The sequence below is a fragment of the Micromonospora sp. CMU55-4 genome (genome assembly GCF_011602315.1).
GTDB lineage: Bacteria > Actinomycetota > Actinomycetes > Mycobacteriales > Micromonosporaceae > Micromonospora > Micromonospora chalcea.
On sequence record NZ_JAAOLH010000006.1, the window covers coordinates 232,790 to 255,088 of the forward strand.

The following is a 22,299-nucleotide window of genomic DNA, read 5'->3' on the forward strand; positions in this document are numbered from 1 at the left end:
CCTGACTCATGCCGGGATCTCGCGGTCGCGCAGCGAGCGGGGGTCGATGACCTCGCGGATGAGGCGCAGCTCCTCGGCGCTCGGCTCGCGGGTGGCCGGGACCTCGCCCTCGACGTGCACGGCACAGCCGGTGGCGGCGTGGAACTCGTCGAGCGTGACGCCGGGGTGCAGGCTGAGCAGCCGCATCGTGCCGTCGGGGCCACCGAAGTCGAGGACCGCGAGGTTGGTGACGACGCGCCGCAGCTCGTGGTGCGCGATCGCGGCCGGGCCGGCGGCCCGGGCGCTGTCGGTGCCGACGCCGGAGATCATGTCGACGGTCCGGACGAAGCTGCGCGTGGAGTGGTTGGGCACCCAGTAGCTGGTCGGGTGGTAGATGCTGTTGCCGGGGGCGCCGCGTACGCCGAGCAGCTGGACCTTGGGCCGGGTGTAGTCGCCGATGGCCGAGATGTTGGTGTTGCCGTGCCCGTCGATCTGGACCGGGATCATCATGACGTGCCGCTTGCCGTGCCAGACGAGGTCGAAGATGGTGCGGAACGGGCTCCAGCCCTCGATGACGACGCCCTCGGTGGCGTGCGGGTCCGCGCCGATCTCCCAGGAGCCGGAGACGAAGTGGGCCTCACCGTCGGTGAGCAGCAGGTCGGGGGCGACGGTGAGCCGGGCGAGGCGGACGCCGATGGCCGGGATCGTGCCGAAGGCGCTGGCGATGGACTCACCGTCGCCGGCGAACGTGTCCGCCACGGCGACCGCGCAGTACTCGGCGCGGGTCACCGGCGCGTCGGCGGTGGTGGCGCTGCCCGTGGGCTGGTCCACGGACTCGGTGGCGGCGCTGCTCATGCGACCTCCTCGGCTCGGGCGGCGACGGCCGCCTGGTAGTCATCTTCGGTACCGGACAGGTACCGCTGCTCGAACTTGGCCCAGGCCTGCGGGTCGCCGGCGGCCTTGACGTACTCGCGCTGGAAGGCCTCGTCGCGCTCGTAGTCGGGGGCGCAGGAGGTGAAGTGCGCGCCGTTCGGGGTCTCGACGACACCGGCGACGAGCTGGCGATTGATCTTGATGGTCGCCGAGTGCCCGGCGGCGCTCAGCTCAGCCGTGGGCACGATCCGCTCGCAGGACATGAAGGCCTGGTCGGCGGCGAGGCAGTAGAGGTCGTCGAAGTACGGGTCGGGCCCGAGGAACTGGCCGTTGCCCTGGGCGTCGGCGCGGTTCATGTGCACGAGGGCCGCGTCGAGGCGCAGCGGCGGCATCGCCACGAGCTGCTCGGTGCCGTACGGGTCCTGGACGAGCTTGAGGTCGGGGTTGTGCTTCAGGACGTCCGACCCGAGCCCGGCGCGGGTCGGCAGGAAGGGCAGGCGGATGCCGGCGGCGTACAGCCCCCACTGGAGCATGCCCTCGTCGTACTCGGCGATCTCGACGGCGCCGTTCTGCCGCGCGGCGCGGAAGTGCGGGTCGAGGGCGATGCTGTCGAGGGAGACGAAACCGAAGACGACCTTCTTGACTCTGCCCGCGGCGCACAGCAGCCCGACGTCCGGCCCGCCGTAGCTGACCACGGTCAGGTCCCTGAGGTCGGAACGCAGGATCTCGCGCACGAGGGCCATGGGCTTGCGCCGCGAGCCCCAGCCCCCGATGCCGATGGTCATCCCGGATTCGAGCCGCGACACGACGTCGCGGGCTGTCAGAGTCTTGTCGGCCATGTGTCCCTCATCGTTGCGTCTGTCGGAGCACTGCCCGAGCGGTGGTGAGCAGCGCGAAGGGCGAGTCGCGTGCCGGGCATCCACGGCCGGGTCGCCATGTAGCAAGCGCTTGGTTGGTACCCTAACAGTCCCAGGGGAAGGGTCAAGACCCTGTGGCGAAGGAGGACGGCAGATGGACACCGTGGTGCGCGAGCGTGTCGACGCGGTGGGAGTCATCAGGATCAATCGGCCGCAGGTACGCAACGCCCTCGATCCCGACACCCTCCTGGCGATGACCGACGCCCTGCTCGGATACGACGCGGACCCGGGCGTACGCGCGGTCGTGCTGACCGGCACCGGCGAGTTGTCCTTCAGCGCGGGGATGGACCTGCGCGCCGCGGCCGAGGGACGCCTGGTCGACGTGGCCCGCAGCCCGCTGACGCTGCTGCGCGGTGGCTACCGCAAGCCGGTCATCGCCGCGGTCAACGGGCCCGCCGTCGGTGGCGGCTTCGAACTCGCCCTCGCCTGCGACCTCGTCGTCGCGGCCGAGCACGCCTACTTCGCGCTGCCCGAGGTGGGGCGCGGCATCGCCGCCACCGAGGGCGGCACCGACCTGCCGCGTCGCGTACCGGTCGCCGTAGCCCTGGAACTCGGGCTGACCGCCGAACCGCTTCCCGCGGCCCGGGCCCACGAGCTGGGCCTGGTCAACGCCGTGGTCCCCGCCGACGAGGTCCTGCCGCGCGCGCTGCAGCTGGGCGCCCGGATCGCGACCCACTCCCCCGCGGCGGTGCGGGCGACCAAGCGGCTCATGCACCTGAGCCTGGACCCCCGCGTGGGCGACCTCGCGGCGGCCAACCGGCTCGCGACACTCGAACTGCTCGCCGGGCCGGACGCCGCCGAGGGTGCGGCCGCGTTCGTCGCCAAGCGGGCGCCGCGATGGGCGGACGCGCCCTGAGCGCTCAGGGACGCGCCGCCGCGATCTGCTCGCGCGTCCACGCGACCGAACGGGTCACCGCCGGCTCGGCGCCCTCGGCCTCGATGGCCGGGCCGATCAACTCGACGTCGATAATGCCGGTGTAGCCGGCCCGCAGCACGTTCGCCAGCAGACCGGCCATCGGCAGGTCGCCGTCCCCGGGCACCCACCGGTTCGGGAAGGTCGAGGTGCCGACCCGGAAGTCGGACACCTGCAGCAACTCGACCTGACCGACCCGGTCGCGGATGAGCTCCGTCAGGCCCCGCTCCTGCCAGCAGCAGTAGAGGTCGAGGCAGATGCCGATGCCGCAGAGGTCGGCCAGGGCGAGGGCGTCGCGCGCGGTGTGGGTGAAGCTGAGGTCGCACTTGACCGGCAGGGTGTTCTCCACACCGAGACGCACCCCGTGTTCGCGGGCGGTGGCCACGACCGGAGCGATCCGCTCCGCGAACCGGTCGGCCGCCTCCTCCCACGTCAGGTGCGCCGAAGGGCCCGAGGTGAGGTAGACCAGGTCGGCCCCGAGCCGACCGGCGTCGACGACGCCGTCCCGCAACGCCGCGACCTGCTGCGCCCAGCCCGGCTCGTCGTCCGGATGGGCGGTGAAGCTGTGCACGAGGTAACCGAGCCGTACGTCGTGCCGGGCGAGCAGGTCGCCGAGCGCCGTCACGCCGAAGGAGACGGCCTTGCTGCGCTGGAGTCCGACGAGGTCGGTACCGGTACGCCGGTACATCGCGATCTCCTCGGGCAGGGCCCAGGACATCGCGGCCATGCCGCTGACGCAGACCGGGTTGGTCGTGGCGGACATCGGGCTCCTGTCGGCTCGGCGGTCGTCCGGAGGGTCGGACGTCGGGTCGGTCTCGGACGTCGGATCGGTCTCGGACGTCGGGTCAGCCTCGGACGTCGGGTCAGTCGAGGTATTCGATGCGCGCCCGGCGCACCCCGAGGGGCGCCAGGTGCGGTCGCAGCCGCGCCGTGACGGCCTCGGCGATGCGCTCCGGGGTCCACGCCGTGTGCCGCAGCACGGGCTCGGCGAGCGCCGGGTGGGTCGTCAGCATGAGTTCGGGACCGTAGGAGCGCAGCACCTGGCCGGTCAGTTCGGCGCTGAGGTCGGAGAGCAGGTAGAGCAGCAGCGGCACGTTGGCCTCGGGCGCGATGCCCGCGTTCTGCCCGCTCGGTACGCCGCGGAACCGCTCGAGCACCTCGGCCATCCGGGTCTGGGCGTTCGGGGAGATCGCGTTGACGCGGATCCCGACGTCGGCGAGTTCGGCCGCCCAGGCGTAGGTGAGCGTGGCGATCGCGGCCTTCGTCGCCCCGTACACGGCCGTCTCGGCACGGCCCATCTGCTCGCCCGAGGTGACGTTGACCAGGACCCCGTGCCCCTGGGCGCGCATCGCCGCGATGGCGGCGTCGCCCCAGGCGACGGCGCCGAGCACGTTGACCTCGAGCATCCGGCGCACAGTGGCCTCGGACTCGGTGCCGGCGCGGGCCATGGCGAAGACGCCGGCGTTGTTGACGAGGCCGTCGAGCCTGCCGTGCTCGGCGAGGCAGTCACGCACGACGTCGTGCGCGCTCGCCCAGTCCGCGACGTCGGCGACCCGGATCGAGCCCCGGCCGTCCGCCGCGGCGATCTGCCCGCTGAGCCGTTCGAGTCCGTCCGCGTCGACGTCGACCGCGACCACGTGGCCTCCGGCCGCGGCGATGCCGCGCGCGTACGCCGCCCCCAGCCCGCCGGCGGCACCGGTGACGAGGACGACACGGCCGGCGAGCAGGCCGGCTGCCCGGTCGGACCGGGCGGCGGACGGATGCCCGGACGGGACGGCGGGACTCGGGTCGGGCATCGGGCAGCCCCTCTCGGCTGATCGGGATCCGCAGCGGGCTCCGGGCACCGAACGAGCGCTTGGTTGGCCGCTACCCTAGGCATTGCCAGCACCCCGGTCAAGGGAGGCTGGCTTTATCATGCTGAAGGCATCGAAGTGATATAAAGCAAGCGCTTGACCAACACATTTGCTCGAGGAACCGGGAGCACCCATATGTCGACGACCCAGGACCGACGCTCGGTCATCCTCGACAACGCCGCCCACCTTTTCGCAGCCAAAGGAATCGATGCCACGACCGTCCGCGAGATCGCCGATTCGGTCGGGATCCTCTCCGGCAGCCTGTACCACCACTTCAAGTCCAAGGACGAGATGGTCAACGCGATCATCTCGGACTACCTGACCGACCTGACCTACCGCTACGGCGAAGTCCTGGCCTCCGAGGAGAAGCCGGCGACCCAGTTGCGCAAGCTCGTCACCAGTTCGCTGGCCAACATCGAGGCCCACCCGCACGCGACCGAGATCTACCAGAACTCGAGCGGCTACCTGCCCAAGATCGAGGGCTACGAGCACATCCGCGAGGCGGCCGCCACGATCCAGCGGGCCTGGATCCAGGTGCTCGAGGCCGGTATCGCCACGGGCGACTTCCGCAACGACATCCCGGTACGCGTGCTGCACGGCATGCTGCGCGACGCGCTGTGGCTCTCGGTCCGCTGGTTCAAGCCGACCCCGTCGTACTCCATGGCGAACTTCGCCGACGACTTCGTCTCGGTGTTCCTCGACGGCATTCTCGCCCGCGACTGAGCGCGGACAAACCAAGCGCTTGCTAGGGTGGTGCCCGGAAGAGGAGGCGCCCCCATGACGGCAGCAGGTCACGCCCGGACAGGTCCGGCCCCGATCGAGCCCACCCGGCACGCCGGGCTCCCGGTGGGCGTCGACGCCTGGCTCGGCCGCGCGGTGCCCGAGCTGCAGGGCAACCTCCGGCACGAGGTCATCGCCGGAGGGCGCTCCAACCTGACCTACCGGACCACCGACGCGGCCGGACACGTCGTCGTGCTGCGCCGTCCACCGCTCGGAAACCAGCCGGCCACCGCGCACGACGTCCTGCGCGAGGCGCGGATCCTGCGCGGTCTGCACGGCCACCTCCCGGTGCCGCGGGTGCTCGCCGTCGAGGAGACGGGCGAGGTGGCCGGCGCCCCTCTCGTCGTACTCGAGCACCTCGACGGCGTGATCCTGCGCAGCCCCGCCGACGTCGAGCGGCTCACCACCGAGGCCGACCGCGCGCTCATCGGCCCCACGCTCGTCGACGCTCTCGTGGCCCTGCACCGACTCGCCCCGGAGGTCATCGGACTGGGCGGCCTGGCCCGCCGCCGTGACTACCTCACCCGGCAACTCGGACGCTGGCACGAGAACTGGCAGCGGAGCAGGATCCGCGACCTGCCCGACCTGCAGACCGCGCACGAGCACCTGGTGGCCGCGGCGCCCGAGCAGGCCCGCTCGGGGATCGTGCACGGCGACTTCCGCCTCGACAACTGCATGCTCGACTCGCGATGGCGGGTCCAGGGCGTACTCGACTGGGAGCTCACCACCGTCGGCGACCCGCTGGCCGACGTCGGCCAACTGCTCGTCTACTGGGCGCAGGCCGGCGACACGGCCCGCGCGCTGCACGACCCGGCCACGGTCCGGCCCGGCTTCTCGACCCGGGACGAACTGCTCTCCCGGTACTGCCTCGCCACCGGCACCGACCCGGGGCGGATCGACTACTTCGTCGCCTACAACTGGTGGAAGACCGCGTGCATCCTCGAGGGCGTGTACACCAGGGTCACGCAGGGCGCGATGAGCGGCGGCGACCGCACCGCGGCCTCGTTCGCCGAGCAGGCGGCCGCCGTCGCCGGCCGGGCGGCGGCCCTCGCCGCGGCGCTGCCCCGGCACTGATCCGCGCCCGGCCGTACCCACTCGGCGTGGTGGCATGAGCCGGCTGTCGACGTCCCCGGTTCGACCGGGGACGTCGACACACCCGCCTAGGAGAGCCGCTCGATGACCATCGCCATGCCCTGGCCACCGGCCGTGCACATGGTCTCGAGGCCGAACTGGCCGTCCCGCGCCCGCAGCCCGTTGATGAGCGTCGTCGTCATCCGCGCTCCGGTCTGACCGAACGGGTGGCCCAGGGCGATCGCGCCGCCGTGCACGTTGACCTGCTCGGGGTTGGCCTTGAGGTCCGAGATGGAGGGGACGACCTGAGCGGCGAACGCCTCGTTGAGCTCGACGAGATCGATGTCGGCCATCGAGAGCCCGGCCAGCGCGAGGGCCCGCCTCGACGCCTCGACCGGGCCGAGACCCATGATCTCCGGCGAGATCGCCGAGACACCGGTGGACAGGATCCGGGCCAGCGGCGTGACGCCGAGTTCGGCGGCCTTGCGGCTGGACATGATGATGAGGGCGGCCGCGCCGTCGTTGAGCGGGCAGCAGTTGCCCGCGGTCACCGTACCGTCGGGCCGGAAGGCCGGTTTGAGGCCGGACAGCGACTCGGCCGTCACTCCGGCGCGAGGGCTGTCGTCGGTGGCCACGACGGTGCCGTCGGCGAGGGTCACCGGCGTGATGTCGGTGGCGAAGAAGCCCGACTCGATCGCGGCCTGGGCCCGCTGCTGGCTCGTGGCGGCCCACTCGTCCTGCTCGGCGCGGCTCACACCGCGGTGGCTCGCGACGTTCTCCGCGGTCTCGCCCATCGCGATGTAGACGTCGGGCAGTTCATTCGCGTCGCGTGGGTCGGTCCACGGGCCGGCGCCACCCCGTCCGCGGGTGGCGGTGCGCTCCCCCGCCGCGGCGAAGATCGGGTTCTTCGTGTCCGGCATGCCGTCGGACTTGCCGGCGGCGAAGCGCGAGACGGCCTCGACCCCGGCGGAGACGAGCACGTCGGCCTCACCGGAGCGGATGGCGTGCAGCGCCATCCGGGTCGTCTGCAGGCTCGACGCGCAGTACCGCTGCACCGTCGTCCCGGGAACCCGGTCGAGCCCGAGTTCGACAGCGACGACGCGCGCGAGGCCCCAGCCCTGCTCGCCGGCCGGCTGCGCGCAGCCGAGCATGAGGTCGTCGATCTGGGCCGGGTCGAGCGCCGGCACCTGGGCCAGGGCCGCCTGGACCATCTGGGTGGCCAGGTCGTCGGCCCGCATCGAGGCCAACGACCCCTTGAAGGCACGGCCGATCGGCGAGCGCGCCGCGGCGACGATGACTGCGTCCTGCATTGGTGTCCTCCGGTTCTCGGGCTGGCGCCCGTGACGGCGGTGCCGTCGGTGTCAGGTCTGGTCGGGGCGTCGGGCCTGCCGGCGAGCAGGGCACCGGGGCCGGTGCGCCCGCACGAAGCGCAACGCCGGGCTCACCCGGTGAGCTTGAACTTCTGGATCTTTCCGCTCGCGGTTCGTGGCAGCGCCGCAACGACGGTGAAGCTGCGCGGGCGCTTGAAGTTGGCCAGCCGCTCCCGGCACCACGCCTCGAGCTCGTCGGCGAGCGCCGACTCGTCACCGGTCCAGGCGGGAACGGTCTGCACGAAGGCGCTGCCGACTTCGCCCATCCGCGCGTCGGGGACCCCGACGACCGCGACGTCGAAGACGGCGGGATGTTCGGACAGCACCCGCTCGACCTCGGCGGGGTAGACGTTGAAGCCCCCGACCATGTAGACGTCCTTGATCCGGTCGGTGATGCGCAGGTAGCCGTCCTCGTCGACCCAGCCGACGTCACCGGTGTGCAGCCAGCCGTCCTCGTCGATGGCCTGCGCCGTGGCGTCCGGGTCCTCGAAGTAGCCCGCCATCACGTTGTAGCCGCGCACGAGGATCTCGCCCGACTCGCCGGCCGGCAGCGGCTGTCCGTCGAGACCGGCGATCCGCAACTCGGTGCCCGGGATCGCCCGCCCGCAGCTGGTCGAGATCCGTTCGAGGCCGGCGTCGGGCGGGCAAACGGTAGCGGTGCCGCACGTCTCGGTCAGGCCGTAGGCGGTGATGACGTCGCGGAAGCCGAGTTCCTCGCGCATCCGGCGCAGCAGCGGCACTGGCACGATCGTGGCGCCGGTGACGGCCAGGCGTACCGAGCTGAGGTCGTACCTGCCGAGGTCGGGGTGTTCGAGCAGGGACGTGTAGACGGTGGGCGCGCCGGGGAAGACCGTGACCCGTTCCTGCTCGATGAGACGCAGCACGGTCTCGACGGCGAACACGGCGACCGGGATGATCGTGGCGCGTGTGAGGAGGCAGGCCAGGATGCCGGCCCGCCAGCCGAAGCTGTGGAAGAACGGGTTGACCATGAGATAGCGGTCGCCTCGCCGCAGCCCGACGAGTCGGGCCCACTCCCGGTCGACGCGAAGGTTCGAGGCGTGCGAGACCATCGCGCCCTTGGGGTAGCCGGTGGTGCCGGAGGTGAACAGGATGTCGGACACGTCCTCCGGGGCGAGGGCGGCGATCCGTTCGTCCACGACTCCGGGGTCGACCTGGTCGGCCAGCGCGGTGAAGCCCGCCAGGGACCACACGCCGTGATCGGTCTGCTCGCGGCCGGTGGCGGACAGGTCGACGACGGTACGCACCGAGGGCAACAGTGGCACGGGGCGGCCGACCGCCGGTGACGGCCCGTCGCCGCGCAGCGCGGCCAGGTAGTGGGTGTCCAGGAAGGCGTCGTCCAGGACGACCATCGTGGCCCGGACCTTGGCGATGACGGACCGTGCCTCCGCACCACGGAAGCGGGTGTTGACGGGGCACAGCACGCCGCCCGCGGCCAGCACGCCGAGGGCGCTGACGACCCAGTCGGCGCTGTTCGGGGCCCAGACGACGACGCGGTCCCCCGGCTCGAGACCGTGCGCGACAGCGGCCCGCGCGAACCGGTTGACGGCCGCGTCGAGCTCGGCGAAGGTCATCCGCACGTCCCCGTCGACGAGGGCCTCCAGCTCGGCGGCGTCCTGCGCGGCCTGCCGCAGCAGGGCGGGGATCGTGGTCAACACGTCACTCACGCACATCTCCTCACGCGGAGCCGGTCACTTGTCGGAAACGAAGCACAGACTACCAACCAAGCGCTTGCTAGACTAGCGGCAGCGACGCCGGCGGCACCGACCGGTGAGGCATCTGAAGGAAGGGAACCCGGTGGCAGAGGCATACATCGTGGACGCCGTCCGCACCCCCGTCACGCGACGCGGTGGCGCGCTCGCCAAGATCCACTCCGCCGACCTGGGAGCCGCCGCGCTCACCAGCCTCATGAGTTCCTCGGGGATCGACCCCGGCGCCGTCGAGGACGTCGTGTTCGGCTGTGTCGACACCATCGGCCCACAGGCCGGTGACATCGCCCGCACCGCATGGCTCGCCGCCGGCCTCCCGCAGCACGTACCCGGCGTCACAGTGGACCGGCAGTGCGGCTCGAGCCAGCAGGCGGTGCACTTCGCGGCCCAGGCCGTCATGGCCGGAGTCAACGACGTCGTCGTCGCCGGGGGCGTGCAGAACATGAGCGCCATCCCCATCTCGGCCGCGATGCTCACCGGTCAGCAGTACGGCTTCGACGACCCCTTCTCCGGGTCGATCGGCTGGCGCGAGCGCTACGGCGACGAGCAGATCTCGCAGTTCCGCTCGGCCGAGATGATCGCCGAGAAGTGGGGCGTCAGCCGGGAGGACATGGAGCGCTTCGCCCTGCGTAGCCACGAGCGGGCCCTGCGGGCCATCGCCGAGGGCCGCTTCGGCCGCGAGATCCGCGCCGTCGGCGACGTCGACACCGACACCTGTCCGCGCGCCGACACGAGCCTGGAGAAGATGGCCGCCCTCGACCCGCTGACCCCCGGCGGCCGGGTCACCGCCGCCGTGGCGAGCCAGATCTGCGACGGCGCGGCGGCCCTGCTCGTCATGAGCGAGCAGGCCGTGGCCGAGCACGGCGTGACCCCGCGCGCCCGGATCCACCACCTGTCGGTACGCGCCGACGACCCGGTGCTGATGCTCACCGCCCCGATCCCCGCCACCGCCCACGCGCTCGAACGCACCGGAATGTCGATCGACGACATCGACCTGTTCGAGATCAACGAGGCGTTCGCCTCGGTCGTGCTCGCCTGGCTCCAGGAGACGGGGGCCGACCCGGAGCGGGTCAACGTCAACGGCGGCGCGATCGCCCTGGGCCACCCGCTCGGCGCCACCGGCGCCCGGCTGATGACCACCCTCCTGCACGAGCTCGAACGCACCGGCGGCCGCTACGGCCTGCAGGTGATGTGCGAGGGCGGCGGCCAGGCCAACGTCACGATCATCGAGAGGCTCTGATGACCCACTCCCCCGCGACGCCCGGCGGCGTCGACCTGACCGGCCAGGTCGCCGTCGTCACCGGAGGCACCCGTGGCATCGGCGCCGAGATCACCCGCGCCTTCCTCCGGGCCGGGGCGCGGGTGCTCGTGTGCGGCCGCAGCGAGCCCGAGGAACTGCCCGGGATCGACGGACGCACGCCCGTCTTCGTCCAGTCGGACGTACGCGACCCGGAGCAGGCCAAGGCCCTCGTCGCCGCGGCGGTGGACCGGTTCGGCCGGCTCGACATCCTGGTCAACAACGCCGGTGGCGCACCGAGCGCCGACACCGCGACGGTGTCCCCCCGCTTCGTCTCGGCGGTCGTCACGCTCAACCTGCTCGCCCCGTTCTACGTCGCCCAGCAGGCCAACGAGGTCATGCAGCGTCAGGGCAGCGGGACGATCATCAACATCGGCTCGGTCGCCGGAGCCAACCCGGCCCCGGACACCGCCGCGTACGCCGCGGCCAAGGCGGGCCTGACGATGCTGACCCGGTGCCTCGGGCTCGACTTCGCGCCCGCCGTACGGGTCAACCAGGTGACTGTGGGTCTCGTGCAGACCGAGCTGTCGCATCTCTACTACGGCGACGAGGCGGGGCAGGACCGCGTGGCGCGGACCATCCCCATGCGGCGGATGGCCACCCCGGCCGACATCGCCGCGGCCTGCCTGTTGCTCGTCTCGCCGCTGTCCGCCTACGTCACCGGCACGGAGATCGTCGTCGACGGTGGTGGGGAGATCCCGTCGCGGCACCTGGCCGCCCAGCCGCCCGGCGCCGGTCCGCTCGGCTGAGCGCGCGGGGCATGTACGGCGGAGGGGCCGCACCGGTTCGGTGCGGCCCCTCCGCTCCTGCCTGCCGTGGAGTTCGGCGCCTCGCTCAGAGGCCGGCGAGCGCCACCACCTCGGCGCGGACCGCCGCCGCAGAGCCGGCCAGCAGCTGGGCCGACTTGCCGCGCTTGAAGAACAGGTGTGCGTGGTGCTCGAAGGTGAACCCGATGCCGCCGTGCAACTGGATCGCCTCGGCCGCGACGGTCATCAGCGTGTCGGTGCACACGAGCTTGGCCAGCGCCGCGTCGTGCGAGCGGGTGGCGGCCCCGGTGCGCAACGTCGTGACGAGGTGGTCGGCGGTGGCCCGCGCCCCGGCGACCGCGACGGCGAGGTCGGCGCAGCGGTGCTTGAGGGCCTGGAACGACCCGATCGGGCGGCCGAACTGCTCCCGCACCTTGAGGTAGTCGACGGTGAGGTCGAGGCAGGCGCGGGCGGCGGCCGCCGACTCCAGCGCGAGCATCGCGCGTACGTGGTCCAGCAGCACCCGGGCACCGTCGCCGCCGGGGGCGTCGACCCGGGTGGCGGCGGCCTCGCGCAGGCGCACGGTGCTCAGCCGACGGGTCTGGTCGAGCGTCATGTGCGTCCGCACGTCCACCCCGTCGGCGGCCCGGTCCACCGCGTAGACGCCGAGCTCACCGCCCTCGTTGCGGGCGGTGACGAGAACGACCCGGGCGGCTTCGGCCCCGGCGACGAGGGTCTTCGTCCCGGTCAGCGCCCACTCGTCCCCGGCGCCGGTGGCCCGGGTGGCGGTCTGCCCGAGATCCCAGCCCGCGCCGTCCTCGGCGAGCGCGACGGCCAGGGTCAGCTGCTCGTCCACGACGCGTGCCAGCAGGGGCTCGGCGCTCCGGCCGAGGGCGCGGGCGGCGAGGATCGCGGTGAGGCTCGTCGCGAGCGCGCCCGGCACGAGCCGGGCCCCGAGCTCCTCGATGACGGCGGTCGCGGCGGGCACGTCCAGGCCGAGGCCGCCGAGGTGCTCCGGTACGACGAGGCCGAGCAGGCCCAGCTCGGCCGTGAGCAACTCGTGCAGCAGCGGGTCGTAGCCCCGCTCCCCGACCATGACCTCGTGGGTTCGGCGCAGGTCGGCCTGCCCGTCGAGCACCTCGGCCACGGAGGCACGGATCTCGGCGAGGTCCTCGGGCGTTCCGGTCATCGTCCTCACCTCATCGGGGCAGGCCGAGCAGGCGCTCGGCGATGATGTTGCGCTGGATCTCGTTGGAGCCGCCGTAGATCGTGTTGGCGCGGCTGAAGAGGAAGTGCGTCTGGGCGTCGTCCAGCTCGTACCCGGGCCCGGTGAGCAGCGCCCCGGCCCCCTCGACGTCGACCGCGAGCTCACCCAGCGAGCGGTTCCACGTGGCCCACTGGAGCTTGGAGATCGACGCCTCCAGACCGGACAGCCCCTCACCGGCGGACGCGAGCAGCCGCACCGCCGAGTGCCGCATCACCTCGAGCCCGATGTATGCGTCCACGAGGCGGTCACGCAGCGCCGGCTCCTGCCAGGCGCCGTTGGAGCGGGCCCGGGCGATGACGGCGTCGAGGCGCCGGCGGAAGCCGATCTGCTGGCCGAGGGTGGACACGCCCCGCTCGAAGCCCAGCGTGCCCATGGCGACCTTCCAGCCCTCGCCCTCGGCGCCGACACGGTGCTCGACGGCGGCGACGGCCTCGTCGAAGAAGACCTCGTTGAACTCGCTCGTGCCGGTCAGCTGGGTGATCGGGCGCACCGTCACGCCGGGCTGATTCATCGGCACCAGCAGGTACGACAGGCCCGCGTGGCGGGTCGAGCCGGGATCGGTGCGGCACAGCACGAAGCACCAGTCGGCCAGGTGCGCCAGCGAGGTCCACACCTTTTGCCCGGTGATGACGTAGTGGTCGCCCCGGCGTTCGGCGCGGGTGCGCACCCCGGCGAGGTCCGAGCCCGCGCCGGGCTCGGAGTAGCCCTGGCACCAGATGTCCTCGCCGCTGGTGATGCGGGGCAGGAAGCGGGCCTTCTGCTCCGGCGTGCCGAACGCGAGCAGGGTCGGGCCGAGCAGTTGCTCGGACATGTGCCCGAGCCGGCCGGGCGCGCCGGCGCGGGCGTACTCCTCGTGGAAGATGACCTGCTGGGCGAGGGTCGCCGGGCGACCGCCGTACTCGGTGGGCCAGGAGAGGCCGATCCAGCCGGCCCGGCCCAGGTGGCGCTCCCACTCGCGGCGCAGCTCGTGCGCCTCGTGCTCGCGTCCCTCGCCGCCGGTGCCGACCGCCTCGGCGAACGGCCCGGTCAGGGCCTCCTGGAGCCAGCCGCGGATCTCGGCCCGGAACTGCTCGTCGCTCACCGGCGCACCCATGTCAGGCACCGTAGACGGGGGTCGGCGGCTCGGAGCGGGCGATGAGGTCGGCGACCACGTCGGTGAGCTCCTCCGGTTCCCATCGGCCGCCCTTGTCGGCGGCCGGCCCGTGGCGCCAGCCGTCGGCGAGCGAGACCTCGCCGCCGGCGACCTCGAAGACGGCGCCGCTGACGGCCCGCGCAGCGTCGGAGCCGAGCCAGACCACGAGCGGGGAGACGTTTGCCGGGTCCATCGCGTCGAAGCCCGTCGCGGGGGCGGCCATCGCCTCGGCGAAGACGGCCTCGGTCATCGGGGTACGGGCCGAGGGGGCGATCGCGTTGACGACGATGCCGTACCGGGCCCACTCGGCGGCCGCGATCTGGGTCAGCGCGGCGATCCCGGCCTTGGCGGCGCCGTAGTTGCCCTGTCCGACGCTGCCCATGAGCCCCGCGCCGGAGGACGTGTTGACCACGCGCGCGGCGACCGGGCGGCCGGCCTTGGCCTCGTCCCGCCAGTAGGCGGCGGCGTGGCGCATCGGGACGAAGTGTCCCTTGAGGTCGACCCGCAGAACCAGGTCCCACTCCTGCTCGCTCATGTTGACAAGCATCCGGTCGCGGTTGATGCCGGCGTTGTTGACGAGGGTGTGCAGCCCGCCGAAGGTCTCGACCGTCTCGCGCACGAGGCGCTCACCGTAGGCCCAGTCGCTGACGTCGCCGGTGCTGACGACCGCGCGGCCGCCCAGGGCGCGGATCTCGTCGACGACGGCCTGGGCCGCCGCCCGGCTGCTGTCGATGTCGTTGACGACGACGTTTGCGCCCTGCCGGGCGAATTCGAGGGCGTGGACCCGGCCCAGCCCCTGTCCGGCACCGGTCACGATCACCGTTCGTCCTGCGCAGAAGCCGCTCACGGCACGCCCTTTCACTCGAGGTACGGGAAGAAAACCACACCCGGCACTAGCTATGCAAGCAAGCGCTTGGTAGGGTCCCGGAAACGATAGAAGGATGGCGAAAGACGTGAAAATGTTCTCGGCCCTGCAATTCCGAGACTTCCGCTTCGTACTCCTGACCCTGGTGTTGTCCCAGGCCGGCTACTGGGGCTGCAACATCGCCTTCCAGTCGGTGCTGATCGAGAGCGACGCCACCCCGGCGACGATGGGTGCGCTCTTCTTCTGTCTGCTCGTGCCGTTCACGCTCTTCTCCATCCCGGCCGGCGTGCTGGCCGACGCGGTCGACCGGCGGCGGCTGCAGATCGGCGTGCTCCTGGCGACCACCGTCCTGGCCGGGGTCTGCGCGGCGACGATCGCGGCCAGCATCGTCGCCCTGCCCGTGATGCTCGGGCTCGCCTTCCTCGCCGGCACCGGAATCAGCTTCCTGTCCCCCGTGACCCAGGCACTCGTGGCAAACACCGTCCCGGCCGAGGCGCTCGGCCATGCCGTCCCGATCCAGGCGGCCGGGCTCAACCTCGCCCGCTCGATCGGCCCCGCGGTCGCCGGGCTGATCCTCGTGGCCTGGGGACCGCTGGGCACGTTCGTGATGTACGCGACGCTCACTCTCGCCGCGGCCGCCGCCGCGGTAGCGGTCCGCACCCGGCGCATCCCGCCGGCCGTCCGGGTGGCCCGGGAGAGCCTGACCACCCAGGTACGCGCCGGGATCCGGCACGCCCGCGAGCGTCCCCCGGCCGCGCTCTGCCTCGTCATCGTCGCGGTGAACGCGTTCTTCGGGTGCGCCTTCACCACTCAGCTCCCCGTCCGGGCGGCCGCGACCACTGACAACCCGGACCCGGTCTTCCCCGTGCTCGTGGCGCTGACCGGGCTGGGCTCGCTCCTCGGGATCCTCGTCGTGGCCCGCCTCTCCGAGCGCATCGCCACCGTGTGGCACGCCGCTGTCACCCTCGTTCTGCTCGGCCTGAGCAACGCCCTGCTCGGCGCCGCCACGACGGTGCCCGTGCTCGCGGCGGCCGCGCTGCTGTGCGGCACGTTCAGCATCGGCGCCATGGTGACCCTGCAGACGGTGGTCCAGAAGGTCGTCGACGACGCGCAGCGCGGCCGGGTGATGAGCCTCTACTTCCTCGGCTGGGGTGGCATGCCGTTCGGCGCCCTCCTGCTCGGCGGGCTGAGCACGTGGCTCGGCTCCACGACCGCGTTCCTGCTGTACGCCGCCGCATGCCTGGCCACGGCCGCCACCGTGCTCCTGTGGTTGCGCCGCGGACGCGCCGACCCCCTCCCCGCGACCTGACCTCCCCCGGCCCTCCCACCTCCTCAGGAGTTGTCGTGACCGACCAGTCCTCCCCGACCGTGCCCACGGCGCCACTGCCCGTGCCCGCCGACTTCGTCCACCGCGCCGGCGTCGCGCTCGTCACCGGCGGCACCGGCGGCCTCGGCCGGGTCATCGCCCGCGAGCTGGCGCGCCGAGGGTCGGCGGTGGCGATCACCTACCGCAGCGACGCCGACGCCGCCCGGCAGGTGCTCGACGAACTGCCGCCCGTCGCGTCCGGCACGCACTCGGCGCACCACCTCGATCTCACCGACGCCGAGGCCACCGCCGCGCTCGTGGCGCAGCTCACCGGACGCGGACCGCTGCACACGGTCGTGCACGCGGCCGGGCCGCACGTACCCATGCGGCACCTGTCCACAGTGCGCCCCGAGCAGTTCGCCACGCAGGTCGCAAACGACACGACCGCCTTCTTCACGCTGGTCTCGGCCTGTCTCCCGGCCCTGCGGCAGAGCCGTGGCAACGTCGTGGCGATCACGACCGCGGCGACGACGCGCTATCCCGCCCGGGACGGCCTGTCCGCCGCGCCGAAGGCGGCGGTCGAGGCGCTCGTACGGGCCTTCGCCAACGAGGAGGGCCGCTTCGGCATCCGGTTCAACTGCGTCGGGCCGGGCATGCTCACCGACGGGATGGCCGAGCGGCTGATCTCCTCGGGGGACCTCGACGAGCGCGCCCTGGCCGTCGCCCGGTCCTCGACTCCACTGCGGCGGTTCGGCAGTGCCCTCGACATCGCCGAGGCCGCCTGCTTCCTGGCCAGCGACCGGGCCGGCTTCATCTCCGGGCAGAAGCTCGACGTCGACGGAGGCTTCGGTGTCTGAACCGTCGCGGCCCTTCCCGGCCGGCCCGGTCGAGCTGGACGCGCTGCTCGCCGAGCGGGCCGTCGGACGGGCCCTGCTGCGCTATGCACGCGGGATCGACCGGATGGACCGGGACCTGGCCGCGAGCGCCTTCCACCCGGACGCCCGGATCACCCTCGGCGGGACCACCGCCGACCGGGACACGATGGTGGACACGGTCTTCGCGCTCGTGGCGCGGCGCACCATGACGATGCACTACCTGACGAACATCCTGGTCGAACTCGACCCGGCCGACCCGGACCGCGCCCGGGCCGAGACGTACGGCATCGCGTTCCAGCGCAGCACGTCCGAACCGCCACGCGGCAACATCATCAGCGGGTTCCGCTACGTCGACCTGGTCACCCGGCGCGCGGGCGAGTGGCGCGTGCAGGAACGCCGCACCGTCTCCGAGTGGCAGCGGGTCGACGACCTCGCCGGCCAGTGGCCGATCCCCGAAGCGGCACTGCGGGGAGCCCGCGACGCCTCCGACCCGATCAGCAGCCCGTGGCCGCCCGGCGGCCCGGCTGCGGAGGCCGGGCCGGACCCGGCCCGCGAGCCCGGGCGCCCCTGTGGGTGACCCGCGGCCGGGGGTCGGCGCCGGCGCGCCGCGGCTCGGCTTCCGTACGGGCGACGTCGTCGTCGTGACCGGGGCCGGCAGCGGGATCGGCGCGGCGACCGCGGCAGCAGCCGCCGCCCAGGGACTCGTGGTGTCCGCCTGGGACCTCGACGCCGCCGCACTCGCGGCGGTGAGCGCCGCCGTCCGCGCGACGGGCGGGGTGGTCGACCCGCACGTGGTCGACGTCGCCGACGAGGCGGCCGTGCGCGCGGCCCTGTCCGGGACCCGCTCGGCGTACGGGCCGGTGCGCCACCTCGTCAACAACGCCGGCCCGTCCTCGGCGACCGAACTCGACTTCGACCACGCCGTACGGCTGTGTGTCGGCAGCGTACGGTCGGTGACCCGGGCCTGGCTCGAACAGGCCCCGCCCGGGGCGACCCTCGTGAACACCGCCTCGGTCGCCGGCACCGTCGTGGGCACCGCCTCCGACTGGTACAGCGCGGCGAAGGCAGCGATCGTCGGCTACACCCGGCACCTGGCCGCGCACCGGGCCGACGTCGTACGGGCCAACGCGGTCGCACCCGGCATGGTGGACACCCCGAGGTTGCGGGGCTTCGCCGAGTCCCCGACGGGGCAGTCCGTGCTGGCCCGGGTGCCGAGCCACCGGATGGCCACACCGGACGAGATCGCCTGGCCGATCCTCTTCCTGCTCTCGCCGCTGGCCTCGTACGTCAACGGGGCGGTGCTCGTCGTCGACGGCGGGTGGACCGTCACGCAGTGAACGCGGCCGGTCAGCTCGGGTCGGGGCCCGGGCCGCCGAGCATCGCCCGCATTCCGCCCTGGTTGCCGGCGACGAGGGCGGCCCGGTCCGGGCCGGAGCGCCGCGCGGCGACCTCGGCCTGCTGGCGCACCACGTGCACCGGGCCGGCGCCCAGGGCCGCCAGCCCCTCGGCGGCGACGTCGGCCGGGTCGGCCGCGCCGGTCAGGTCGAGGCCGGCGCGCGCCATGGCGGGGGTGGCAGTGAGCCCGAGCACCAGGTGCAGCACGTCGACACCGACCTGCCGCAGCTCGAGCCAGAGGCCCTCGGTGAAGATCCGGGTGAAGGCCTTGGCGGCGGCGTAGACGCCGATGTCGGCGTGGCCGAGGTAGCCGGCCGAGGAGCCGACGACGAGGATGCCGCCGCGGCCGCGTGCGGCGAGCCGGGCGCCGAGCTCCCGGCAGAGTTCGAGCGGGCGGGTGACGTTGAGATCGATGACGGCCTGGATCCGGGCGAGGTTCGCCTCGACGAAGCGGCTGCGGTAGGTGTTCGCGCCCGCGTTGAGGACGAGCAGGCCGAGGTCGAGGTCGGCGACGGCCTCGACGATCCGGGCGGTCGCGTCCGCGTCGAGCAGGTCCAGGGCGAGCACGCGGCACGGGACCCCGTGCGCCCGGACCCGGTCGGCGGTCTCCCCGAGCGGCGCGGGCTTGCGGGCGACGAGCACGATGCCCAGGCCGGCCCGGGCCAGCTGCTCGGCGAACGCGGCGCCGACCCCCTCGGAACCGCCGACGACCAGGGCCCAGGGCCCGTAGCGCTCGAACAGTCCGGCGGTGGCCTCGCTCATGCCACGCGGTCCGTCGCCGTGGCGGGCTCGTCGAACCAGTCCCACTCCCAGGGTGTGATGGTGGCCAGGGGCCCGGTGAACAGCGGGGTGGCCGTGCCGGCGAGCGCCGTGGGCGGGGCCGCCGGCGGGTCCGCGGCCAGGGCCCGCGCGAACTCGACCGGGTCGGCTTCGAGGTAGGTGAGCCGGATCCGCACGACGGGTCCGTCGGGGCGGCTGCGGCTCGGGGCGCTGCGGAAGGTCCACACGCCCGCGACGCCGTCGCGCGCGAGCAGGTCGGGCACCTGCGTCTCGTGCTCGAACCGGGACAGGTCGGCCACGTCCGGGCGCTGGGACGTCTCGACCCGGCTCACCTCGACGTACACCCCGCGGTGGGGCCGGAACGGCAGCGCGGCGAGGGTGACCAGGGCCCGGGGGGCGACGTGGCCCTGGACGGGCCGGAACATCCGGGTCATCGGCCGTTCGGTCCAGGCCAGCTCCGGACGCCGGCCCTGGTGGATCGCCCGGTCGCCGAGGTCCGTCCACTCGGCGACCGCGTCCGCGGCCGGCTCGGCGAACCAGTACATCGCCATGTACTGGCTGCCGGCGAGGGCGGGATCGGGGTAGCTGCCGAGCCGCTCGCACGCGGGCGTACGCACCCAGCGGTCGCCGTGCACGACGCCGGGCAGGGCGAGGTTCTCGGGGCGGTGGTCGAGCTGATGCCAGGCGTTGTAGTCGCGATGGCGGGCGGGGTCGGTCACCTTCGGAAACGAGAAGAAGGCTCGGGTGGCTGTCGCTGGGGTGCTGGGGAGCATCTCGGCCCTCTTCGCGGGTCGGGGCGCTGGTGACGCACGATCGGTCCGGTGTCGCCGCCGGGGCGCGGCCGGTGTTTCGAGCCTTGACCCTAGGGCAGCGCCGGTCATATGGTCAAGCAAGCGCTTGGTTGACACCGTTGTCCGCAAGAGGAGCCCCATGACCGGCAGTGACGCGGATTTCCGCGCCCGACTCGACGCTCTGATCGGCCTCACCGACCCGCCACGCCGGGCCAAGGACGCGATCACCGAAGCGGCCATCCGCGTCTGGTGCGACGCCGTCGGCGACGAGAACCCCGCGTACCAGGACCCCCGGTGGGCCGCCCGCTCCGTCTGGGGCGGCATCGTGGCCCCGGCGACCTCGCTGAACATGTGGACCCTGCCGGGCAACAGGCGCGCTCACCGCCACGCCGAGAGCCTCGACCGGGTCAACGAGGTCCTCGCCACGCGCGGGTTCACCTCGGTGGCCGCGGTGCAGACGGAGCACACCTACGTACGCCCGCTGCGCCCCGGCGACCACCTGGAGCAGTTCCCCTCCATCGGCGCGGTCTCCCCCGAGAAGTCCACCCGGCTCGGCCGGGGCCACTTCGTCGACCTCGTCAGCGACTACCGCACCGTCGAGGGCGAGCCGGTCGGGCGCGTCGTCCTGCGGATGCTCCGCTGGAACCCGGCGACCCGGACCGAGGGCCCGGCGAGGTCAGGGGACCGCCTCGCCCGCCCGGTACGCCCGGCCGCCGCCCCGGTCGACCTGCCGCCGGCCGGCACCACCGGCACCCTGACCGCGCACCTGCAACCCGGCTACGCCGCCGCCCCCCTCGACGAGCGCCCCTACCTCGTCGGTAGCGCCGACCTCGCCGACGGGACCCGCTTCACCGGAGACGTCGCGTACCTGCGCCCCGACCTCGTGCACGACGGCATGCCGGTCGTCGTGGCGCACCGGCGCACCCGCGACGGTGCGATCCTGCCGGTGCTCACCGCCCCCCGGCCGCAACGCCGCACGAGCACCCGCACCGGGGCCGAGGTGAGCATCGGGCAACGCCTCGCGCCCTGGCCGATCCCCGTCACCCAGCTGTCCATCGCGGCGCTGGCGACCGCGACCTTCGACTTCAACGACGTGCACCTCGACCGCGACGCGGCCCTGGAACGGGGCGCCCGCGACGTCTACATGAACATCCTCGGCTCCAGCGCGCTGGTCAACTGCTACCTCACCGACTGGGCCGGACCGGAGGCTCGCGTCGTCGACTTCCGCACCCGCCTCGCCGCGCAGAACCACCCCGGCGACACCTGCACGCTCGACGGCGTCGTCACCGGCCTGCAGCCGGCGGACGGGGGCACGCACGTCACCGTCGACGTCCGCGGCACCAACAGCCTCGGCGACCACGTCATCGCCTCCGCCACCATCGCCCTGCCCTGAGAGGAATCGCGTGCTCGCCAGCTACGTCGTCGACTCCGGCTCCCCCGACAGCCTGCGCCTCGGCCAACTCGACGCCCCGGCGCCCGGCCCCGGTCACGTGCTCGTGCGGGTCCAGGCGTCCAGCCTGGACCGGGTCGACACCTACATCCGTCGCGGCACCCACGGGATGGCGGTCACCGGCCCGACCATCCTCGGCCGGGACGTCGCCGGCACCGTCGTGCGGACCGGTCCGGGCGTCACCGGCTTCACCGCCGGCGACGCGGTCGTCGGGTTGACCACCGGCGCCCACGCCGAGTACGCCGTCGTCCCGGCCACGCACTGCTTCCCGCGACCGGCCGCGCTCGACGCCGTCCACGCCGCGGCGGTGCCCACCGCCGGACGCACCGCCTACGACGCGGTCGTCAACCTCGCCGGCGTACGCCCCGGCGACCGGGTCCTCGTCGTCGCCGCCGCGGGCGCGGTCGGCACCTTCGCCGTCCAGTACGCCCACCACCTGGGCGCGCGCGTCTTCGGCACCAGCGCCCCGGCGAAGGCCGACGCGGTACGCGCCCTCGGCGCGCTCGACGTCGTGGACCACTACCGCCCCGACGTCGTCGAGTCCCTGCGTGCCGCGCTGCCCGGCGGCGAGGTGGACGTCATCGTCGAGTCGGTCGGCGGCACCCTCTGGTCCGACGTGCTCAAGGTCCTCGCCCCCGGCGGCCGGCTGGTCACCTGCGGCGTCACCGCCGACAGCCACGCCCACCTGCACCTGGGTCGCCTCATGGTCAGGGGCTGGACGCTGCGCGGCATCGGCCGGCCCGGGCCCGAGGCGGTGGCCGGCCAGCTACGCGAGGCGCTCACCCTCTCGGCCGTGACCGCCGCCCCCGCGATCGCCGCGACGTACCCGCTCGAGCAGGCCACTGTCGCGCACGACCGGCTGGAGGCGTCCGAGTTCGTCGGGCGGATCGTCCTCACCACCGGCTGAGCCGC

At 73.2% G+C, this 22,299-nt stretch carries 22 protein-coding genes; 11 read left to right on the top strand and 11 right to left on the bottom strand.

Annotated features, from left to right (window positions below):
- Positions 1-6: 6 nt before the first annotated feature.
- The gene (locus HA073_RS13605) at positions 7-834 is read right to left on the bottom strand and encodes a CoA-transferase subunit beta (protein WP_205797172.1); all 828 of its coding nucleotides are present in this window, start codon (positions 832-834) and stop codon (positions 7-9) included.
- The gene (locus HA073_RS13610; RefSeq protein WP_166456544.1) at positions 831-1,691 is read right to left on the bottom strand and encodes a CoA transferase subunit A; all 861 of its coding nucleotides are present in this window, start codon (positions 1,689-1,691) and stop codon (positions 831-833) included. The genes HA073_RS13605 and HA073_RS13610 overlap by 4 nt, the downstream gene beginning before the upstream one ends.
- A 172-nt stretch (positions 1,692-1,863) precedes the next feature.
- Between HA073_RS13610 and HA073_RS13615 the strand changes: the two genes are divergently transcribed.
- Positions 1,864-2,625 carry an enoyl-CoA hydratase/isomerase family protein gene (locus HA073_RS13615; RefSeq protein WP_166456545.1) on the top strand — a complete coding sequence of 254 codons (762 nt, stop codon included), beginning with the start codon at positions 1,864-1,866 and terminating at the stop codon, positions 2,623-2,625.
- 4 nt (positions 2,626-2,629) lie between these two features.
- Here HA073_RS13615 and HA073_RS13620 read toward each other — a convergent pair whose 3' ends face one another.
- On the bottom strand, positions 2,630-3,445 hold the full coding sequence (locus tag HA073_RS13620; protein WP_166456546.1) for a sugar phosphate isomerase/epimerase: 816 nt from the start codon (positions 3,443-3,445) through the stop codon (positions 2,630-2,632).
- Positions 3,446-3,545: 100 nt separating this feature from the next.
- Positions 3,546-4,478: an SDR family NAD(P)-dependent oxidoreductase gene (locus tag HA073_RS13625; RefSeq protein ID WP_166456547.1), complete on the bottom strand. Its 933-nt coding sequence runs from the start codon at positions 4,476-4,478 to the stop codon at positions 3,546-3,548.
- Positions 4,479-4,670: 192 nt separating this feature from the next.
- On the opposite strand from HA073_RS13625, the gene HA073_RS13630 reads away from it, so the two are divergent.
- Both HA073_RS13630 and HA073_RS13635 read left to right on the top strand, forming a co-directional pair.
- The gene (locus HA073_RS13630) at positions 4,671-5,258 is read left to right on the top strand and encodes a TetR/AcrR family transcriptional regulator (RefSeq protein WP_043324821.1); all 588 of its coding nucleotides are present in this window, start codon (positions 4,671-4,673) and stop codon (positions 5,256-5,258) included.
- A gap of 54 nt (positions 5,259-5,312) precedes the next feature.
- A complete protein-coding gene (locus HA073_RS13635) occupies positions 5,313-6,389 on the top strand; it encodes a phosphotransferase family protein (RefSeq protein WP_166456548.1) in 1,077 nt (358 codons plus the stop codon).
- Positions 6,390-6,475: 86 nt separating this feature from the next.
- Here the strand turns inward: HA073_RS13635 and HA073_RS13640 are convergent, their stop codons facing one another.
- Both HA073_RS13640 and HA073_RS13645 read right to left on the bottom strand, forming a co-directional pair.
- Positions 6,476-7,696, bottom strand: a complete 1,221-nt coding sequence (locus HA073_RS13640) for an acetyl-CoA C-acetyltransferase (protein WP_166456549.1) — start codon at positions 7,694-7,696, stop codon at positions 6,476-6,478.
- Positions 7,697-7,827: 131 nt separating this feature from the next.
- Positions 7,828-9,432 (bottom strand): FadD3 family acyl-CoA ligase, encoded by a 1,605-nt coding sequence (locus HA073_RS13645; protein WP_223201424.1) that lies wholly within the window; start codon positions 9,430-9,432, stop codon positions 7,828-7,830.
- 139 nt (positions 9,433-9,571) lie between these two features.
- Between HA073_RS13645 and HA073_RS13650 the strand changes: the two genes are divergently transcribed.
- Positions 9,572-10,723, top strand: coding sequence for an acetyl-CoA C-acetyltransferase (locus HA073_RS13650; RefSeq protein ID WP_064446337.1), 1,152 nt, complete (start codon positions 9,572-9,574; stop codon positions 10,721-10,723).
- The gene (locus HA073_RS13655) at positions 10,723-11,529 is read left to right on the top strand and encodes an SDR family oxidoreductase (RefSeq protein WP_166456550.1); all 807 of its coding nucleotides are present in this window, start codon (positions 10,723-10,725) and stop codon (positions 11,527-11,529) included. The genes HA073_RS13650 and HA073_RS13655 overlap by 1 nt, the downstream gene beginning before the upstream one ends.
- 85 nt (positions 11,530-11,614) lie before the next feature.
- Here HA073_RS13655 and HA073_RS13660 read toward each other — a convergent pair whose 3' ends face one another.
- The 3 genes from HA073_RS13660 to HA073_RS13670 are packed head-to-tail and all read right to left on the bottom strand — an operon-like array spanning position 11,615 to position 14,745.
- Complete coding sequence (locus HA073_RS13660) at positions 11,615-12,715, bottom strand: acyl-CoA dehydrogenase family protein (RefSeq protein WP_166456551.1); 1,101 nt, start codon at positions 12,713-12,715, stop codon at positions 11,615-11,617.
- 10 nt (positions 12,716-12,725) lie between these two features.
- A complete protein-coding gene (locus tag HA073_RS13665; RefSeq protein ID WP_069090076.1) occupies positions 12,726-13,886 on the bottom strand; it encodes an acyl-CoA dehydrogenase family protein in 1,161 nt (386 codons plus the stop codon).
- 1 nt (position 13,887) lies between these two features.
- Positions 13,888-14,745 (bottom strand): SDR family oxidoreductase, encoded by an 858-nt coding sequence (locus HA073_RS13670; protein ID WP_375336233.1) that lies wholly within the window; start codon positions 14,743-14,745, stop codon positions 13,888-13,890.
- 121 nt (positions 14,746-14,866) lie between these two features.
- Here HA073_RS13670 and HA073_RS13675 point away from each other — a divergent pair, with 121 nt between their 5' ends.
- Genes HA073_RS13675 through HA073_RS13690 form a run of 4 tightly spaced genes read left to right on the top strand, consistent with a single transcriptional unit; the run spans position 14,867 to position 18,308 of the window.
- Positions 14,867-16,099 (top strand): MFS transporter, encoded by a 1,233-nt coding sequence (locus HA073_RS13675; RefSeq protein WP_082930941.1) that lies wholly within the window; start codon positions 14,867-14,869, stop codon positions 16,097-16,099.
- Positions 16,100-16,134: 35 nt separating this feature from the next.
- Entirely contained in the window at positions 16,135-16,953 is an 819-nt protein-coding gene (locus HA073_RS13680) for an SDR family NAD(P)-dependent oxidoreductase (RefSeq protein ID WP_205797176.1), read from the top strand.
- Entirely contained in the window at positions 16,946-17,548 is a 603-nt protein-coding gene (locus HA073_RS13685; protein WP_166456554.1) for a nuclear transport factor 2 family protein, read from the top strand. The genes HA073_RS13680 and HA073_RS13685 overlap by 8 nt, the downstream gene beginning before the upstream one ends.
- The gene (locus HA073_RS13690) at positions 17,541-18,308 is read left to right on the top strand and encodes an SDR family oxidoreductase (RefSeq protein ID WP_166456555.1); all 768 of its coding nucleotides are present in this window, start codon (positions 17,541-17,543) and stop codon (positions 18,306-18,308) included. The genes HA073_RS13685 and HA073_RS13690 overlap by 8 nt, the downstream gene beginning before the upstream one ends.
- Positions 18,309-18,318: 10 nt before the next feature.
- On the opposite strand, the gene HA073_RS13695 is transcribed toward HA073_RS13690, so the two are convergent.
- Positions 18,319-19,128: an SDR family oxidoreductase gene (locus tag HA073_RS13695; protein WP_140946076.1), complete on the bottom strand. Its 810-nt coding sequence runs from the start codon at positions 19,126-19,128 to the stop codon at positions 18,319-18,321.
- Positions 19,125-19,865: a hypothetical protein gene (locus HA073_RS13700; RefSeq protein WP_051611041.1), complete on the bottom strand. Its 741-nt coding sequence runs from the start codon at positions 19,863-19,865 to the stop codon at positions 19,125-19,127. Before HA073_RS13700 ends, HA073_RS13695 begins: the two co-directional genes overlap by 4 nt.
- Before the next feature lie 211 nt (positions 19,866-20,076).
- Between HA073_RS13700 and HA073_RS13705 the strand changes: the two genes are divergently transcribed.
- On the top strand, positions 20,077-21,330 hold the full coding sequence (locus HA073_RS13705; RefSeq protein ID WP_166456556.1) for a MaoC family dehydratase N-terminal domain-containing protein: 1,254 nt from the start codon (positions 20,077-20,079) through the stop codon (positions 21,328-21,330).
- Between the two features lie 10 nt (positions 21,331-21,340).
- Positions 21,341-22,294, top strand: a complete 954-nt coding sequence (locus HA073_RS13710) for a zinc-binding dehydrogenase (RefSeq protein ID WP_166456557.1) — start codon at positions 21,341-21,343, stop codon at positions 22,292-22,294.
- Positions 22,295-22,299: the final 5 nt, after the last annotated feature.

Excerpts from the sequence above, each read along its gene's own strand:
- HA073_RS13665 (WP_069090076.1), bottom strand. The coding sequence starts at position 13,886 with ATGGGTGCGCCGGTGAGCGACGAGCAGTTCCGGGCCGAGATCCGCGGC.
- HA073_RS13705 (WP_166456556.1), top strand. The coding sequence starts at position 20,077 with ATGACCGGCAGTGACGCGGATTTCCGCGCCCGACTCGACGCTCTGATC.
- HA073_RS13660 (WP_166456551.1), bottom strand. The coding sequence starts at position 12,715 with ATGACCGGAACGCCCGAGGACCTCGCCGAGATCCGTGCCTCCGTGGCC.
- HA073_RS13620 (WP_166456546.1), bottom strand. The coding sequence starts at position 3,445 with ATGTCCGCCACGACCAACCCGGTCTGCGTCAGCGGCATGGCCGCGATG.
- HA073_RS13625 (WP_166456547.1), bottom strand. The coding sequence starts at position 4,478 with ATGCCCGACCCGAGTCCCGCCGTCCCGTCCGGGCATCCGTCCGCCGCC.
- HA073_RS13675 (WP_082930941.1), top strand. The coding sequence starts at position 14,867 with ATGGCGAAAGACGTGAAAATGTTCTCGGCCCTGCAATTCCGAGACTTC.
- HA073_RS13695 (WP_140946076.1), bottom strand. The coding sequence starts at position 19,128 with ATGAGCGAGGCCACCGCCGGACTGTTCGAGCGCTACGGGCCCTGGGCC.
- HA073_RS13635 (WP_166456548.1), top strand. The coding sequence starts at position 5,313 with ATGACGGCAGCAGGTCACGCCCGGACAGGTCCGGCCCCGATCGAGCCC.
- HA073_RS13610 (WP_166456544.1), bottom strand. The coding sequence starts at position 1,691 with ATGGCCGACAAGACTCTGACAGCCCGCGACGTCGTGTCGCGGCTCGAA.
- HA073_RS13640 (WP_166456549.1), bottom strand. The coding sequence starts at position 7,696 with ATGCAGGACGCAGTCATCGTCGCCGCGGCGCGCTCGCCGATCGGCCGT.
- HA073_RS13605 (WP_205797172.1), bottom strand. The coding sequence starts at position 834 with ATGAGCAGCGCCGCCACCGAGTCCGTGGACCAGCCCACGGGCAGCGCC.
- HA073_RS13655 (WP_166456550.1), top strand. The coding sequence starts at position 10,723 with ATGACCCACTCCCCCGCGACGCCCGGCGGCGTCGACCTGACCGGCCAG.
- HA073_RS13630 (WP_043324821.1), top strand. The coding sequence starts at position 4,671 with ATGTCGACGACCCAGGACCGACGCTCGGTCATCCTCGACAACGCCGCC.
- HA073_RS13615 (WP_166456545.1), top strand. The coding sequence starts at position 1,864 with ATGGACACCGTGGTGCGCGAGCGTGTCGACGCGGTGGGAGTCATCAGG.